A 17,306-nucleotide genomic window follows, 5' to 3' on the forward strand; every position below is an offset into this window, starting at 1 on the left:
CTTATGCGTCTACATCAACGGCGCGTTTTTTCTCGTTGAGGTAGTTTTTCAGGTAGCCATCGATAACACGTGGGTTTTGCCCATCTTGTATCGCCAAGAGACCGTCCATTATCAGACGTCGGTTCATCTTTTCTTGGTCTTTACGAAGGCGAAGTTTCGCGGCAATGGGTATCGCAATCATGTTTGCGAGCATCGCACCGTATAGCGTCGTCAAAAGTGCTACCGCCATCGCGGGACCGATCGCCTTTGGATCATCCATGTTTGAAAGCATGGCAACCAAGCCGATCAGCGTACCGATCATGCCCATCGCTGGGGCAACATCGGCGAGTGCACTATAAAACTGCGCACCATTGTCATGGCGCTCATCGGTCATCACAATGTCTTTTTGAAGCGTCATTTTCACCACTTCTGCATCATGACCATCCACCAGCATATCTACGCCTTTTTTCATAAAGGTGTTGGTCACTTCCATTTCTTCAAGTGCCAAGAATCCACCTTTACGTGCCGCGTCTGCCATCTCTACGATTTTAGCAATCAGATCTTCAGGGTCATCGGCTTTAAACATAAAAGCTTTGCCCGCGATCTTAAACGCGCCAAAGAATTGCCCCATGGTGTAGTTCATCAATACAACAAAAAGACTACCGCCAAATACGATGAGCGTAGAGGGAACATCTACGAACATACTGATGGTACCACCGAGCAACATCGCCATAACGATGAATGCAAAGGCGCCCAAAATTCCTATGAGTGTCGCCAGATCCACGGAACGCTCCCCTTAATTGTCGTAATCAGTAAATGTATATGTCGATGTATGAGTGACGCTATTCACTGACCAAGTTATCGGCAGCAACAGAAATTGATTTAGCGTGTATTTGTGATTTTATACCCAAGTGGTCTCAAGGTGCAGATTTCGTTCGCAACTTTAAGCTCATTGTTCAACATTGAGCAAAAACTGGCGAGAATTGAATGAAAATTGCCCTGCTTTGACCGCCTTAATTGCTGGCGGGGTAAAAACGACCTTGAAATCCTTCCCAAATACACAGAATTTCGCTCCAGCGTTTGACCCCTTTCTGGCACTGAGTTAACTTCTCCGCCATTCCCTTCTATCTAGGATTATCATGGCTGCTAAGAAACCCGAAAACATGACCTTTGAGGAAACCCTCAAAGAACTAGATACCATCGTGAACGGCCTTGAAAATGGTGAATTGCCATTGGATGTCGCACTCAAACAATTTGAACGTGGCATTTCACTCGCTCGCCAAGGGCAAAAAACACTGTCCGACGCGGAGCAACGTGTAGAAATTCTTTTGGCTCAGGACGATAACGCGCCCTTAGAGACTTTTGAAGACACTCGTGATGAATAACAGCAGTTTGAAAACCACGCTCGCCCATTACCAACAACGTAATAACGAGCAGTTAGGACAGTGGATTGATCGATTGGGTAACGCGGACCAATCACTTATCCAAGCAATGAAATACGGCACCTTGATGGGTGGAAAGCGTGTTCGTCCTTATTTGACCTATGTGACTGGCCAATTATTTGGCGTCCCCGATGATGCATTGGACACGCCTGCAGCGGCGGTTGAATGTATTCATGCATATTCTCTTATCCATGATGATCTCCCCGCCATGGATGACGATAGTCTGCGCCGTGGGCAACCCACTTGTCACATCGCATTTGATGAAGCAAACGCCATTCTTGCAGGAGATGCATTGCAAACTTTGGCATTTAGCATTTTGGCCGATGGTCAGCTCTCTCAAGAGGGCGATACCTATCGTATTCATATGGTGAGAGAGTTGGCGACAGCATCTGGCGCGATGGGGATGTGCCTTGGTCAAGCGCTAGATTTAGCTGCTGAGGGCAAACACGTAGATTTAGCCACATTAGAAACTATTCATCGCAACAAAACCGGTGCTCTGATACGCTGTGCGGTCAGATTAGGCGCTTACGCCGCTGGCGAGAAAGGCATTGCCTATCTTACACAACTCGACACATTTTCAAATGCCATTGGCCTTGCCTTTCAAGTGCAAGATGACATTCTAGACATCATCAGCGACACTGAAACACTCGGTAAACCACAAGGGTCCGATTTAGCTGCAGATAAAAGTACTTACCCTGCATTACTAGGGTTAGAAGGCGCACAAGAAAAAGCGTCACTTCTGTATCAAGAAGCACTACTCGCTTTGCAAGCTATCCCCTACAATACTGAGCAATTGGAGCTGTTCGCCCGATACATTGTCGAGCGAAATAACTAAAAGCAATGACGTTGCGCCAAAACGAATTTATGACTCTCGATATAGCAAAATACCCAACGCTCGCGCTGGCAGATACACCGGATGAACTGCGGTCACTACCGCGCGACATTCTGCCCACGTTATGTGACGAGCTACGAACTTATCTCTTGAATTCTGTTAGCCATTCGAGCGGACACTTTGCGTCTGGCTTAGGCACAGTAGAACTCACCGTGGCACTGCATTTTGTCTACAACACCCCCTTTGATCACTTGATTTGGGATGTGGGTCATCAGGCCTATCCGCATAAAATCCTTACTGGTCGCCGAGAAAAAATGCCAACCATTCGCCAAAAAGGCGGACTGCACCCGTTCCCTTGGCGAGAAGAGAGTGAATATGACGTTCTCTCTGTTGGGCACAGTTCAACATCCATTAGCGCTGCCTTAGGCCTCGCCATCGCAGCGGCGAAGGAAGGCCAAGAGCGTAAAGTGGTGAGCGTTATTGGAGATGGAGCTATCACTGCAGGCATGGCCTTTGAAGCCATGAACCATGCAGGCGATGTTCACCCTGACATGTTGGTTGTACTCAATGACAACGAAATGTCGATTTCCGAAAACGTCGGGGCGCTGAACAATCACTTGGCACAATTGCTGTCAGGTAACTTTTACACGTCAATTCGAGAAGGTGGCAAAAAAGTACTGTCTGGTGCGCCACCGATCAAAGAGTTAGTGCGTCGCGCTGAAGAGCACCTAAAAGGCATGGTTGTGCCGGGTACCCTGTTCGAAGAGCTTGGCTTTAACTACATCGGCCCGGTTGATGGTCATGATGTTGAAGAGCTCGTCAAAACATTGAAGAACATGCGTAACCTAAAAGGCCCGCAGTTCCTTCACGTGATGACGAAGAAAGGAAAAGGCTACGAGCCCGCAGAGAAGGATCCGATCGGCTACCACGCTGTGCCGAAATTCAACCCTGCTGACAACAAGCTGCCAAAAGCCGCTGCGTCTGGCCCTACATTTTCCAAAATCTTTGGCGATTGGCTCTGCGATATGGCAGCCGAAGATGAAAAGCTCCTCGCCATCACCCCAGCGATGCGCGAAGGGTCTGGTATGGTACGTTTCTCGAAAGAGTACCCCGATCGTTACTTCGACGTTGCAATCGCAGAACAACATGCAGTGACACTAGGCACAGGCATGGCCATCGGTGGTTATCACCCCGTTGTCGCGATTTACTCGACATTTTTGCAGCGCGGTTACGATCAGTTGATACACGATGTAGCCACTATGAACTTGCCGGTCATGTTTGCTATAGACCGAGGCGGATTGGTTGGCGCTGACGGTCAAACTCACCAAGGTGCGTTTGATCTGAGCTTTATGCGCTGTATCCCCAACATGGTGATCATGGCACCAAGCGACGAAAATGAATGTCGTCAGATGCTTTACACTGGCCATAAACATCAAGGTCCTTCTGCTGTGCGTTACCCTCGTGGTACGGGCACTGGAGCGGAAGTCGCGCAGGAAATGGCGGCATTGACAATCGGTAAAGGTATCGTGCGTCGTCAAGGCGAAAAAGTGGCAGTACTAAGCTTCGGTACCATGCTGTCTTATGCACTTGAGGCAGCAGAGAATCTCAATGCGACCGTCGCCGATATGCGCTTTGTGAAGCCCTTAGATGAAGCATTGATTGATGAGCTCGTTGCCACACACGATGTGATTGTCACGGTCGAAGAGAATGCGATTGCGGGTGGAGCAGGCTCAGGCGTGCTCGAGTACATGATGAAATCTCGACAAATTAAGCCTGTGCTTCAAATTGGTCTACCAGACGAATTTGTTCACCAAGGTACACAGCAAGAGTTGCACGAAGAACTCGAGATTGATGGCAAAGGTATTGAAGCTCAAATTCGACGCTACCTTAGCTAGAATTTTCAACGCCTCCTTCTCCTAACAACGTTTTTCACAAAAATGGCGCTCAAGCGCCATTTTCATTTCTGCTATATTTTTTGGCCGCGTTAAAGAAACAAGTAAACACCCAGTCAATTCTCACATTTGAAACTACACTTAGTGAAAGGAATTAAACGTTCCTCATCAATCATTTAAGACTAGGTGTAATAGTAAGCTATGAAGACGACGAAAAGGATTGGTCGACATTTGACCTTTATAGCTCTCGGTGTGTTGCCTATCCACGGCGTCTTTTCTGCTTTGTATGACCAAAGCAGAAATTCTAACCCACAAAACTCGATCGCTTTTATCAGCTTCCATAACAAAGCATTTTTCAGCTACGTTTCTTCCGATAATTTCATAGGTGCGTTTGACTTCGAACAAATGGAGGGGCTACTAAGGAAAACACTTTACTCCCTGACATCAAGCAAAAAGTGCTTTGTCTAAGCGATTAGATATGACACATAGTACAGTGCGAAAACCGACAATCTTCACGCACTTTGTGCTTGCAGTAACGCTTGTTGTAATCAGCGTATTTTCCCTTTCAGCCTATCTCACGTATTACAATCAACGCGAAGAACTCATTGCAGATATTGACGGGAGTGCTCAAGAAAGTCTGTTACGCCTAACCAGCACTGTAGCGCCCTATATATCTTCGTATTCCGTTAACGAATACGAGAAACTCATTTATGCCGAAGCCAAACTAAAACAGTTTCATGCCATTATCATTTTTGACCTCAAGATGGGTGATATAATTGGCAAACCTTCCTATATCACCGGCTATGTAAGGACAAAAAACGGTCAACTCCAACCTTATCGCCAAGGAAAAGACGTCGACGATAGCAGACTTGAATCGAGCTTTTTCAGTGTTTCTTCGCCCATCATCTCCAAAGGGGGTGAAACACTAGGACAGGTTACGCTTTATGTGAGTGATGACGTCATTAAAGATGAATTGAATCAGCAATTGATTCATACCATATTGACCAGTATTGCTGCCGCCATATTACTTCTTACCGTACTGTTCTATTTCGCAAAACGTTTATTTATCAAGCCCATTAGACAAATTACCGATGCGATTGCAACCCAAGATGCTAGTGGTATTCCACTCTCTCACATTCCTGAATTTAGTCACCAAGAACTATCAGCGCTAAGCCAAACGATGAACAATATGCTGAATGTTATTCGTTGTTCTCACGACTCATTGCAGCTAGAGCATTCTCGCTTACTGAACGTCCTTGATGGAACACGTACAGGTACATGGGAATGGAACGTCCAAACAGGACATATTGAATACAGCGGCGCATGGCACGACATATTGGGATGGGATATCGCTGAGCTCAATGGTCCTCCCAATAAAAATTGGAATATCTTTATCCACCCTGACGACAGAATCAACTCTGATACGCTGATAGACAGGTTGTTTGATAAAGAGATTGAATATTATGACTGTGAGGTCAGGCTACAAAATCGCTCGGGCGACTGGATTAATGCGTTAGGCCGCGCAAACGTTGTTGATTGGGATAAAAATGGACACCCACTAAAAGTACTTGGCACCCATCAGGACATTACCGCACACAAAAAAGCCGAGGAGAAATTACGGTTAGCCGCAACAGTGTTCTCCCACTCTCGGGAAGGGATCATCATTGCAGATAGTAAATCACGCATCATTGAAGTGAATGACGCCTTCACCCGTATCACAGGCTATTCCATTGATGACGTCAGAGGACAGAAGCCGAGCATTCTTCACTCCGGAAAGCAAAATGCTGATTTTTATAAAAAAATGTGGCAATCACTAACAGAGAAAGGCCATTGGAGCGGAGAGCTTTGGAATCGCCGAAAAAATGGTGAAATTTACCCTGAATTGCTGACCATCAGTTGCGTACTTGGCGAAGATAATAAACCTGTTAATTTCGTTGCAGTATTTTCAGATATCACTGCATACAAAGAGCACGAGCGAGAGCTTGAACTCATTGCCCACTTTGATGTGCTTACCGAACTCCCCAATCGATTTTTGCTAGGCGACCGCCTAAAAAGTGCCATGAAACATGCAAAACGAAGTGGGCAATATGTAGCGATCATCTTTTTCGATCTTGATGGTTTCAAATCAGTGAATGATGCCTACGGTCACGAAGTTGGGGACGTGCTGCTGCAAGAAATCGCCAAGAGAATGCAAAACTCAATGCGAGATAGCGACACAATTGCTCGTATTGGTGGCGATGAATTTGTGGCGATTTTAACGGGACTTCACTCGCCAGAGGGCTGCCCTCCTTTGCTTCCAAGGCTCATTGCCGCAACCTCTGATCCTGTCGATGCTAATGGGAATTTAGTTCAAGTATCCGCCAGCTTTGGCATCACCTTCTTTCCACAATCAGATGAGGTTGATGCGGACACACTTTTACGCCAAGCCGACTACGCCATGTATCAGGCCAAGTTAAATGGAAAGCACCGATACAACTTCTTCGATGCTGAGCTGGAACGTACCCTCAAAAGCCAAAACGAGTATTTGCGTTCGATTGGCTATGGGCTGACAAAAAAAGAATTTTTCTTATGCTACCAACCTAAAGTCAACTTTCGAACGGGTGAGATCATTGGGTTAGAAGCGCTGATTCGCTGGCAGCACCCCACTCAAGGCATACTCATGCCCAAAGATTTCATTCCATCCATCGAAAATCGTAGCCTAATTGTCGACGTGGGTGAATGGGTATTGGAAACCACACTTCATCAATTAACCGAGTGGCAAAGAAAAGGGTTTGTCACACAAGTTAGTGTCAACATTGCACCACACCAGCTGTCACAGACTGATTTTATGGATAAGTTAATCGTATTGATGGCGCGTTTTCCTCACATCAGTCCCAGTCAACTGCAATTAGAGATCCTAGAAACCAGCGCAGTGGAAGATATTGCCGCCGTATCGCAGATCATCACTCAGTGCCAGTCGATGGGGATTTCATTTGCGATTGATGATTTTGGTACAGGCTATGCTTCACTCACCTATCTCAAACAATTGCCGGCAGAAACACTCAAAATTGATCATAGCTTTGTGGGTGACATGCTGGATGACACTGACAATCTACTAATTTTAGAGGGAATAATCACACTGGCTAATACCTTTGGCAAAAAGGTACTGGCTGAAGGTGTAGAGAAAAAAGAGCAAATACAACTATTACTATGGCTAGGTTGTGAACTCGGACAAGGCTTTGGTATTTCTCGCCCTATGCGCGCAGATAAAGTGCTCTCTTGGGCCAAGGAATGGAGGCTCGACCCCACGTGGCATCAAAGTCCTGAGCTCAAAGATGAACTGCGCCCATTCATTGACTCTTCCGTCAATAATCGCGAACACATCGATCGCAAGCCATCATATTTGACAAAAACAGCCATCGGTAACAAGAAAGAACGAAAGATATAAAAAACGGCACTATCGTGCCGTTTTTTGAGTGAGGTATTGAAGTCAAGCCATCGCTTTATTCTTACCACCACCCCAAATAAGCATGCCCACACCAGACCACCAACATCGACATCAAACCAGCCACAATATCGTCGAGCATGATGCCCAGCCCACCATGTACTTGTTTGTCTAACCAGCTAATAGGCCAAGGCTTAACCATGTCAAAAAATCGGAAAATAACAAAGCCTGCTAACACTGTTTGCCAATCCGTCACGGGGACCAACAACATGGTGATCCAAAAACCGACAAACTCATCCCATACAATGCTGCCGTGATCGTGAACCCCCATGTCTTTTGACGTACGATCACAGAGATAGATACCTACCGCACTACCAACAACGATCGCTACTGGAAGTAGCGTTGTTGATAAGGAAACAATCAAAAGATAAAACGGGATAGCCGCTAACGTACCCATAGTGCCAGGGATAAGCGGAGAAAGCCCAGAGCCAAACCCTGTGGCTAAAAGATGTACTGGATTCGATAGACGAATTTTACTGATAGGATTATTCATTTACTTCAACAACCTTACGACGAAAAATGATCCCAACCTGAAAGTGACCAATCGACTTCTTTTTCTTCCCACATGACATTTATGCCTTCACCATGTCGTATTTGCCCAATACAAGTGACTGGCGTATTTGTGTGTGCTAACGCTGCATCTAATGCACCACGGTGGCTTTCAGGTACCGTAAAGCAAAGCTCGTACTCTTCACCACTGCGCAAGGCCAGTTTTGCCGCGGCTTCTCGACTACCCGCATACTGTAGCAGTTCATCAGACAGCGGTAACTCATTCGCATTCAAGACCGCAGAGACACCGCTAGCTTTGAGTATGTGGCCAAGATCAGCAATCAAACCATCGGAAATATCTAATGCAGCAGACGCGACGCTGCGCAAAGCTTGCCCTGCTAATACACGAGGTGTCGAGTAATAGTGACGGTTTAGTAACGTATTTTCGATGTCATTCGATGGGGAGTTGCCACGGAGAATCACATCCAGACCCGCAGCGCTGTCACCGAGGTTTCCCGTGACGTACAGCCAATCTCCTGCATTAGCGCCATGACGACAAATTGCCTTGCCTGCCGGAATAAAGCCTTGCAGCGTGATGGTAATGCTAAGAGGGCCTTTGGTTGTGTCACCACCAATCAACTGAACATGGTAGTACTCAGAAAGCTTGTAGAAGCCTTCACAAAAACCTTTCAACCACACCTCATCAACAGTCGGTATCGTCAAAGCCAAAGAACACCATGCTGGAATTGCCCCCATCGCAGCCAGATCACTGAGATTTGAAGCCAATGCTTTATGCGCGACTTTGACGGGATCCGCATCAGGAAGAAAATGATTGCCCGCGACCATGGTGTCTGTTGTCACCACCAACTGGCTATTTTCCGGTATGGTTATCACTGCGGCATCATCGCCAATACCTAGCACCACATCCTTTCTACCGACTGGTTGTGCTTTAAAGTAACGGTTAATTAAATCGAATTCGTTACCAGCCATCTTATCATTCCATGCAAATGAGAATAAGAAAAAGGCCAGCGAGGCTGGCCTTTGGAATTACTGTATTTTTATTTCTTTCGCAGGGTTGGTACTGCTTTATCCAGCACCCCGTTCACGAATTTGTGGCTGTCTTCAGCGCCAAAACGCTTCGCCAACTCGATAGCTTCGTTGATAACCACTTTGTAAGGAACATCTTGACGCTTGCACAGTTCATACATAGCAAGACGTAGCAATGCGTGTTCCATCTCATCCAAATCTTGGATTGGACGAGACAAGTATGGACGCATTTTGCTGTCCATTTCTTGATGATTCAACACCACACCTGAAAACAGATCACGGAAGTATTCAACATCCGTATCTGGTTGACGAAGACGTGGCTCTTCAGCTTGGTGTTCTTCTTCTTCGTAGTTATCTGCCGCTAGAAACTGTGCTTCGATATCAGCAACGTTGCCTTTGGTCAATTGCCATGAATAGATGGCTTGTAGTGCAAAATGACGCGCATTGCGTCGTGCGGCTGGTTTCACGATAACCCCCGTTAGGATTCGATTTGGGACAGGACATTTACCATTTCAAGCGCGCTTAGTGCAGCCTCTGCCCCTTTATTACCAGCCTTGGTACCCGCGCGTTCGATGGCTTGTTCAATGGTATCTACGGTCAGCACGCCGAAAGCAACTGGAGTATCAAACTCTAGCGCCACTTGTGCCAAACCTTTGTTACATTCTCCGGCCACATAGTCAAAATGTGGCGTACCGCCGCGGATCACTGATCCTAGAGCGATAATTGCGTCGTAACGACCGCTTTTTGCAACACGTTGAGCAACCAATGGCAGCTCATAAGCGCCTGGGCAACGTACTACAGTGATATTTTCTTCGCTAACTTGGCCCTGACGCTTCAGCGCATCAATAGCACCGTCCAGCAGACTTTCGTTAATGAAGCTGTTGAAACGAGATATAACGATAGCGACTTGAGCATTTGGTGCTGCGAATGCACCTTCGATTACCTTCATGGGCCTTCCTGTGACTTTTTATCCGGATTTAGAAACCGCGGGATTCTATCATACTTTTCTGCAAAGCATCCAGCGCTTATCCCTATTGCCTCTTGTGCTGCAACGGGAGGAAACCCTTTTCGTATAACGAAAAAACGCAGCCATTGCTGCGCCTCTCAAACACCTTTTTGACAAATTGCCCTTCAATTTAGTCGCAAACGTATTCCACAACCTTCAAGCCAAAGCCCGATAACGCATGATAACGCTTATTCGGCGATGACAATAAACGCATTTCTGTCACCCCTAAGTCAGCCAAAATCTGCGAGCCAACCCCTACGCGGCGGCTCGTACCTTGCCACTTAGCAGAGGCTGGCTGGTCGCCGTTATCTTGTGCTTCAAAGGTTTTGACGCGATGAACAATACTGTCTGATGATTCTTCTTTACCCAGAATGACCAACACGCCGCCATCAGCATTAATACGCTTCATAGCATCTGTCAGCGACCAACTGCGCTCTGCTGAGCGATCAGAATGGAGAAGATCCGTAAAGGTATCTTGAAGATGCACACGCACTAGCGTCGGCTGGTTAGACACTTCGCCTTTTTGTAGCGCGTAGTGAACTTGGTTATCAATCGTGTCACGGTAGGTGATTAAATCAAATTCACCGTGTTCAGTCGGCAACGTACACTTCGCCACACGCTCAATGGTGGTTTCATGATTGTTTCTGTACTCGATGAGATCAGCAATCGTACCCAACTTGATGCCATGCTTTTCACCAAACACTTCAAGATCAGGACGACGCGCCATGGTACCGTCTTCATTCAGTATTTCCACAATCACCGCAGACGGAGAACATCCACCTAAACGTGCCAAATCACACCCAGCTTCGGTGTGCCCAGCACGTGTCAATACGCCACCATCTTGCGCCATCAATGGGAAAATGTGTCCGGGTTGCACTAAGTCGGCAGCGACAGCATTTGACGCTACCGCCGCTTCTACCGTGCGAGCACGATCTGCGGCAGAAATACCTGTTGTTACGCCCGTTGCCGCTTCAATCGATACCGTAAATGCCGTCGAGAACTGTGCATTGTTATCGCTAACCATCAATGGCAAGCCAAGGCGTTGGCAATGGTCTTTGGTCATGGTTAAGCAAATCAAACCACGTCCATACATCGCCATGAAATTGATCGCTTCGGGAGAAATTTTTTCAGCGGCGATGATCAGATCGCCTTCATTCTCTCGGTCCTCATCATCCATCAAGATGACCATTTTTCCCTGACGAATATCGTCAATGATTTCTGCAGCGCTACTGATCGGCATTGTTCTATCCCTGTCACTGTCAGTGCTCATCGGCACGGTATATTTTATTTACTGATAGCGTCACGAGGCTTTGTCGTGATGGCTATCTAAGAAAACCTGATTCTGCTAATTTCGCCATGGTTAAACCACCGGCACCGGATTGCTGTGCGGCGCGATCGCCCATCATTAAACGCTCTAAATAGCGAGCAATCACGTCCACTTCCAGATTGACTTGTTGCCCGACATTTAAGGTTTCAATGGTTGTTTCCAGTGCAGTATGAGGCACGATGGTCAACTTAAAGCGGTTACCGTCAATGTCATTAATGGTCAAACTAATGCCATCAACGGTCACTGAGCCTTTTTCAGCCAAGTACTTTGCAAGACTGACTGGTGCTTCCAGCCAAAACTCAATCGCCCGCCCTGATTCATGACGTGACACGACGGTCGCCAAGCCATCGACATGACCAGATACCATGTGTCCACCGAAACGTGTGGTCGGTAACATGGCTTTTTCTAGATTGACGGCCTGCCCAGCTTGATAGTTCGTAAATGCCGTGCGCTGAAGCGTCTCTAGCGACAAGTCAGCGACATAACCGTGACCAGTCAACGACACCACGGTTAAGCACACACCATTCGTGGCGATACTGTCACCCAGCTTCACATCGGATAAATCAAGATTCCCACTTTCGATTGTCAGTGAGATATCTTTGCCTTTTGGCGTGATCTTCCCAATGCGACCAACCGCTTCAATAATTCCTGTAAACATATAATTCTTTACTGCTTTTTCATACGAAGACGTACGTCATTGCCAATTTGGCACACGTCCGTCAAATCAAAAGAAGGCACTTGTTCCATCGCGGTTAAACCGCCAAAATTAGCGAGTGCACGTGCGTCTTGTCCCATCAGTTTAGGGGCTTGATACACAATAAGCTCATCAACAAGATCAGCGTTCAGCAAACTGCCCGCTAGCGTCGCGCCTGCCTCAACCCAAATATGATTAATGCCTTTGGATGCCAGTGCTCGTAATGTCGCAGACAAGTTTAGTCCATTGCCTTGGCGGTTCACCTGAATCACTTCAACGTCATCACCCAAAGATACGGCTTGGGGGGTTGCTGTAACAAGGAGCACTTCACCGTCTAGCGAAAACAACTGCGCGTCTATTTTCACTTTGGCATCGGCATCTAAGATCACACGTATAGGTTGGCGAAGTGTTTTAATGTCGTAGTCAGCTTGAACATCAAGGGGGAGTTGCTCCCAGCGCACGTTGAGCGACGGGTTATCATCGAACACTGTCTGACTGGTCGAGAGAACAGCCCCAGCCTTTGCACGGAAAACTTGCACATCAGCACGCGCTTCAGGGCCAGTGATCCATTGGCTTTTTCCATTCGCTAATGCTGTACGTCCATCAAGACTGGCCGCAAGCTTGAGTTGCACGTAAGGCATACCCGTTTTCATCAGCTTAATGAAACCCGGGTTTAAGGCCTCTGCTTGCGGTTGCAAAAGGCCAACATCCACCTGAATACCCGCATCACGTAAACGCTGAATTCCGCGACCCGCGACATTAGGGTTAGGGTCGACCATGGCACACACCACGCGGCTAACATTAGCTGCAATCAACGCGTCAGCACACGGCGGCGTTCGGCCAAAATGGGAGCAAGGTTCAAGCGTTACATAAGCTGTCGCACCATTGGCTTTTTCGCCTGCGGCACGTAACGCAAAGACTTCGGCGTGAGGTTCACCCGCGCGAAAATGAAAGCCCTCACCCACAATGTCATCACCTTGAGTGATAACACAGCCAACATTGGGGTTAGGTGCTGTGGTATAGATGCCGCGCTTTGCCAAATCAATGGCACGCGACATCATGTCTGTATCGAATTGAGAAAACATGTCACCGCTTACTTTTCTAAACGCGCAATTTCTTCGCCAAAATCTCTGATGTCTTCAAAGCTGTGATACACAGATGCAAAGCGAATGTACGCCACTTTATCGAGTTCTTTCAGCGCGTCCATGACCAAGTTACCCACCATGGTAGACGAGACTTCTCGCTCACCGGTGGCTCGTATGGTGGATTTGATGGTATTAATGGATTTTTCGATATCGTCCGTGCTTACAGGACGCTTCTCCAGAGCACGCTGTATACCACCGCGCAGTTTATCTTCGTCAAATGGTTCTCTGTTCCCATTTGTTTTGATGATGCGTGGCATCACCAACTCTGCAGTTTCAAACGTGGTATATCGCTCGCTACACGCCAAACACTGGCGACGACGACGCACTTGATGGCCGTCTGCAACCAAACGTGAATCAATGACTTTGGTGTCATTCGCACCACAAAATGGACAGTGCATGTCGCCTCCTTAAACAATTGGAAGACAGTGTAACCGATTTAGGCGCAAGGGTAAGAGGTGTTGCGAGTATTTCGAATACAAAAAAAGCACCCAAAGGTGCTTTTTTTCATCAATCCATCTAGAAATGGATGAATACTGCGTTACGCGTAAACAGGAAGACGCTTACAGATATCAAGCACTTTCGCTTTGGTTGCATTGATAACATCTTGGTTTTCAATGTTGTCTAACACGTCACACATCCAGTTTGCGAGTTCTTTTGCATCGTCTTGAGTAAAGCCACGACGAGTGATTGCAGGAGAACCAACGCGAATGCCAGACGTCACAAACGGGCTACGAGGGTCGTTTGGCACACTGTTTTTGTTCACAGTGATGTTTGCCGCACCCAGTGCTGCATCTGCTTCTTTACCTGTGATGTCTTTGTCGATCAGATCAACCAAGAACAGGTGGTTTTCAGTACTGTTAGAGACGATTTTGTAACCGCGCTCTTGGAACTGAGCAACCATGGCTTTTGCGTTATCAACAACACGCTGCTGGTACGCTTTGAATTCCGGCTCCATCGCTTCTTTGAATGCGACCGCTTTTGCAGCGATAACGTGCATCAAAGGACCGCCTTGACCACCAGGGAATACTGCTGAATTCAGCTTCTTGTACATGTCTTCGCCAGCGTTCGAAAGGATCAAACCACCACGTGGACCTGCCAATGTTTTATGCGTCGTTGTGGTAACAATGTGCGCATGTGGGATTGGTGTTGGGTAAACACCAGCAGCAATTAGGCCTGCAACGTGCGCCATATCAACAAACAGGTAAGCGCCTGCTTTGTCAGCGATTTCACGCATACGAGCCCAATCAACGATTTGAGAGTAAGCAGAAAAACCACCGATAATCATCTTAGGTTTGTGCTCTAGCGCTAGCGCTTCCATTTCGTCATAGTTGATTTGGCCAGCTTCATCGATACCGTAAGGAATCACGTTGTAGTGCTTACCAGAGAAGTTAACTGGTGAGCCGTGAGTCAAGTGACCACCGTGCGCCAAGCTCATACCTAAAACAGTGTCGCCTGGGTTAAGCAACGCCATGTACACTGCACTGTTCGCCTGTGAACCTGAGTGTGGTTGCACGTTCGCGTACTCTGCGCCAAACAATTCACATGCACGGTCAATCGCCAGTGCTTCGGCTTTGTCTACAAACTCACAACCGCCATAATAACGCTTTCCCGGGTAACCTTCGGCGTATTTGTTGGTTAGCTGGGAACCTTGCGCTTCCATAACACGAGGACTGGTGTAGTTTTCTGACGCGATGAGCTCAATGTGCTCTTCCTGACGTGCTGTTTCTTCTTGAATCGCGGTAAATAGTTCCGGATCGTAATCAGCAATATTCATGTCACGCTTTAGCATCTGTATCTCCTGACTCAGACAATTCCCAATGTAACCAAGTTGACCAAATGACTCGTCAAATTCAAACCATTAGGACAACCTGGTTGTAACCCCAGAATGGGTTAATGTTGTCAATTCAATCATGTCTGTATCCATGCGGACGCAAACGTTTTCGTCATGACCATCCTATCGCTGCGATTCTACAAAATTTGTTGCGCAACAGGTAGTAGCAATCACATTTTTTTTATCCGCGTAAACATGGTCATTTTTCATTCTCGCCATGAATTGAATTCATTTTAACCAAAATGCTCTAGTGTAAACCCTTGATGTTTACACTGCGTAACCAAGCGCTGACACCCTCGTAAAGCTAAGTTTCCCCTCACTCTTTTCTACTTTTTGCATAATCATTAAGATGCCCTGAATTTTGATCTTCCTTGCATGCCGCTGCGCCACTTTTGCCTTGATTCACGACATGCAGTTTTTCGTTTTCTTGGGAGTAGACACCTTGATCCATGCACCAAAACATAACACTACTGAAGATTTGATTGCCATTCTGTCCGGCACATTTCTTGTTGCTCAGGGGGTGTATTTCCTTCAACAAGCAGGGCTACTTACTGGAGGGACGACGGGTCTCGCTTTGCTCGTCACGCAATTTGTCGACCTGTCATTTGGTACGCTCTACTTTCTGTTCAATATCCCTTTTTACCTGATGGGTTGGAAGCGCTTCGGAAAAGAGTTCGCGCTGCGCAGCGTCTTTGCAGGAGGCATGGTGTCACTTATCGTTGACCATATCGCTCGCGTATTCACTATTGAGTGGCTGTCGCCGATGTATTGCGGGCTCATTGGTGGGTTACTAATGGGTGTGGGCATGCTGATGATTTTCCGCCACAATGCCAGCTTAGGTGGCTTCAATGTGCTTGCACTGATCTGTCAGGATAGATTTGGCGTGAGAGCCGGTAATGTTCAAATGGCGATTGATATTACGATTTTACTCGCGTCTTTCTTCTTCGTATCACCATGGTTGCTGGTATGTTCGGTGCTGGGAGCGTTTGTGTTGAATCTAGTGCTCACCATGAATCACAGACCTGATCGCTATGTGGTGTGTTACTGAGCATTCGTAGTAAAATTGATAGCAAAAATCTGATTGATAAAACAACAAAGCCTCCCAAAGGGAGGCATTTGTATACCAAGAAAGTCGATTAAATCGCTTCTTCGTCTTCTTCGCCTGTACGGATACGCACTACGCGTTCGATTTCCGTCACGAAGATTTTACCATCACCGATTTTGCCAGTTTGTGCTGTTTCAACAATGGTTTCTACACATCGGTCAGCGGCATCATCGGAAACGACAATTTCCAACTTCACTTTTGGTAAGAAGTCGACCATGTACTCAGCACCACGGTACAGCTCAGTGTGGCCTTTCTGACGACCAAAACCTTTCACTTCTGAGACCGTCATGCCTGTGATGCCAACTTCCGCTAGCGCTTCACGCACATCATCAAGTTTGAACGGCTTAATAATCGCTTCAATTTTTTTCATTTAGCATTCCCTTTAAATTCCCGCTTTAAGTTTTACCAAAGCGTTAGCGTCAATGTTTTCATTGTAACTCGACCCTACCTGCTTCGCGTAATTTTCGCGTCGCTTTTCGCTAAAAATGAGCAGGTTAAATCAGTGATTTTTTCCATTGCGTCGTTTTGGCACTCTCACACGCAAACGGCGATTGGTAACCAGAATGCGCTAATAGCGCTTGCATAGGTTTACGTCCGATCACCGCACCACAATCCACTTTCAGTTCATGGGTGACTGTCGCGGCATAGGCTTCTAGTGCGTTGAGCAGCGTCTTACCTATACCTTGAAGGCGAGAATCTTGGTCGACTTCGAGCAATGTAATGGTCGCATCATTGACCATAATGCCGTTGTGGCGCTTTTCATGCTTCAAAACAGCCACGGCAACAGGTTTACCGTCTTTCTCGGCCACCAGCACGGGTAATTCATGATCGCTTGAGGCATCTGCCAAAACAGATAAAGAAGGAAAACGGGCTTGAAGGGTTTCTGGAACCTGCCCTGTTGGAATAAGCGTTAAGCTAATTGCACTGTCCATTTGCATATCTCCATACGTTATATGCCCAAACCGGCGGCCTTAACCAGTCGATCGAGCACAACCGCGTTACTTTACCCTCTCGTCATTACCGCATGCAATGA

General features: G+C 47.0%; 17 protein-coding genes. 5 read left to right on the plus strand and 12 right to left on the minus strand.

Going from position 1 to position 17,306, the window contains the following annotated elements:
- Position 1: 1 nt before the first annotated feature.
- Positions 2-763 carry a flagellar motor protein PomA gene (gene pomA / locus L4D06_RS14275; protein WP_274163576.1) on the minus strand — a complete coding sequence of 254 codons (762 nt, stop codon included), beginning with the start codon at positions 761-763 and terminating at the stop codon, positions 2-4.
- Positions 764-1,118: 355 nt separating this feature from the next.
- Between pomA and xseB the strand changes: the two genes are divergently transcribed.
- The 4 genes from xseB to L4D06_RS14295 all read left to right on the plus strand — a co-directional run bounded on the left by xseB (position 1,119) and on the right by L4D06_RS14295 (position 7,572).
- Positions 1,119-1,364, plus strand: coding sequence for an exodeoxyribonuclease VII small subunit (gene xseB, locus L4D06_RS14280; protein ID WP_274163577.1), 246 nt, complete (start codon positions 1,119-1,121; stop codon positions 1,362-1,364).
- The gene (ispA, locus tag L4D06_RS14285; RefSeq protein ID WP_429740102.1) at positions 1,357-2,256 is read left to right on the plus strand and encodes a (2E,6E)-farnesyl diphosphate synthase; all 900 of its coding nucleotides are present in this window, start codon (positions 1,357-1,359) and stop codon (positions 2,254-2,256) included. The genes xseB and ispA overlap by 8 nt, the downstream gene beginning before the upstream one ends.
- A 29-nt stretch (positions 2,257-2,285) precedes the next feature.
- Positions 2,286-4,148, plus strand: coding sequence for a 1-deoxy-D-xylulose-5-phosphate synthase (gene dxs / locus L4D06_RS14290; RefSeq protein WP_429740104.1), 1,863 nt, complete (start codon positions 2,286-2,288; stop codon positions 4,146-4,148).
- 475 nt (positions 4,149-4,623) lie between these two features.
- Positions 4,624-7,572, plus strand: a complete 2,949-nt coding sequence (locus L4D06_RS14295; protein WP_429740106.1) for an EAL domain-containing protein — start codon at positions 4,624-4,626, stop codon at positions 7,570-7,572.
- A gap of 61 nt (positions 7,573-7,633) precedes the next feature.
- Here the strand turns inward: L4D06_RS14295 and pgpA are convergent, their stop codons facing one another.
- The 9 genes from pgpA to glyA all read right to left on the minus strand — a co-directional run bounded on the left by pgpA (position 7,634) and on the right by glyA (position 15,126).
- Positions 7,634-8,122, minus strand: coding sequence for a phosphatidylglycerophosphatase A (gene pgpA, locus L4D06_RS14300; RefSeq protein WP_429740108.1), 489 nt, complete (start codon positions 8,120-8,122; stop codon positions 7,634-7,636).
- A gap of 14 nt (positions 8,123-8,136) precedes the next feature.
- On the minus strand, positions 8,137-9,108 hold the full coding sequence (thiL, locus tag L4D06_RS14305; RefSeq protein WP_429740111.1) for a thiamine-phosphate kinase: 972 nt from the start codon (positions 9,106-9,108) through the stop codon (positions 8,137-8,139).
- Positions 9,109-9,176: 68 nt separating this feature from the next.
- Positions 9,177-9,650: a transcription antitermination factor NusB gene (nusB, locus tag L4D06_RS14310; RefSeq protein ID WP_420791200.1), complete on the minus strand. Its 474-nt coding sequence runs from the start codon at positions 9,648-9,650 to the stop codon at positions 9,177-9,179.
- Positions 9,644-10,114: a 6,7-dimethyl-8-ribityllumazine synthase gene (gene ribH, locus L4D06_RS14315; RefSeq protein WP_016959723.1), complete on the minus strand. Its 471-nt coding sequence runs from the start codon at positions 10,112-10,114 to the stop codon at positions 9,644-9,646. Before ribH ends, nusB begins: the two co-directional genes overlap by 7 nt.
- 187 nt (positions 10,115-10,301) lie before the next feature.
- The gene (ribBA, locus tag L4D06_RS14320) at positions 10,302-11,411 is read right to left on the minus strand and encodes a bifunctional 3,4-dihydroxy-2-butanone-4-phosphate synthase/GTP cyclohydrolase II (RefSeq protein WP_429740113.1); all 1,110 of its coding nucleotides are present in this window, start codon (positions 11,409-11,411) and stop codon (positions 10,302-10,304) included.
- Between the two features lie 82 nt (positions 11,412-11,493).
- Positions 11,494-12,156: a riboflavin synthase gene (locus tag L4D06_RS14325; protein WP_274163585.1), complete on the minus strand. Its 663-nt coding sequence runs from the start codon at positions 12,154-12,156 to the stop codon at positions 11,494-11,496.
- Between the two features lie 8 nt (positions 12,157-12,164).
- Positions 12,165-13,277 carry a bifunctional diaminohydroxyphosphoribosylaminopyrimidine deaminase/5-amino-6-(5-phosphoribosylamino)uracil reductase RibD gene (gene ribD / locus L4D06_RS14330; RefSeq protein ID WP_429740115.1) on the minus strand — a complete coding sequence of 371 codons (1,113 nt, stop codon included), beginning with the start codon at positions 13,275-13,277 and terminating at the stop codon, positions 12,165-12,167.
- 8 nt (positions 13,278-13,285) lie between these two features.
- On the minus strand, positions 13,286-13,735 hold the full coding sequence (gene nrdR, locus L4D06_RS14335; protein ID WP_028023693.1) for a transcriptional regulator NrdR: 450 nt from the start codon (positions 13,733-13,735) through the stop codon (positions 13,286-13,288).
- Between the two features lie 140 nt (positions 13,736-13,875).
- Complete coding sequence (glyA, locus tag L4D06_RS14340) at positions 13,876-15,126, minus strand: serine hydroxymethyltransferase (protein WP_274163587.1); 1,251 nt, start codon at positions 15,124-15,126, stop codon at positions 13,876-13,878.
- A 451-nt stretch (positions 15,127-15,577) separates the two neighbouring features.
- Between glyA and L4D06_RS14345 the strand changes: the two genes are divergently transcribed.
- A complete protein-coding gene (locus L4D06_RS14345; protein WP_274163588.1) occupies positions 15,578-16,216 on the plus strand; it encodes a YitT family protein in 639 nt (212 codons plus the stop codon).
- Between the two features lie 88 nt (positions 16,217-16,304).
- On the opposite strand, the gene glnB is transcribed toward L4D06_RS14345, so the two are convergent.
- Positions 16,305-16,643 (minus strand): nitrogen regulatory protein P-II, encoded by a 339-nt coding sequence (glnB, locus tag L4D06_RS14350; protein ID WP_028023696.1) that lies wholly within the window; start codon positions 16,641-16,643, stop codon positions 16,305-16,307.
- Between the two features lie 124 nt (positions 16,644-16,767).
- Positions 16,768-17,205, minus strand: coding sequence for a GNAT family N-acetyltransferase (locus tag L4D06_RS14355; protein WP_274163589.1), 438 nt, complete (start codon positions 17,203-17,205; stop codon positions 16,768-16,770).
- Positions 17,206-17,306 lie beyond the last annotated feature (101 nt).

The sequence above is a fragment of the Enterovibrio makurazakiensis genome (genome assembly GCF_050336585.1).
Classification (GTDB): Bacteria; Pseudomonadota; Gammaproteobacteria; order Enterobacterales; family Vibrionaceae; genus Enterovibrio; species Enterovibrio gelatinilyticus.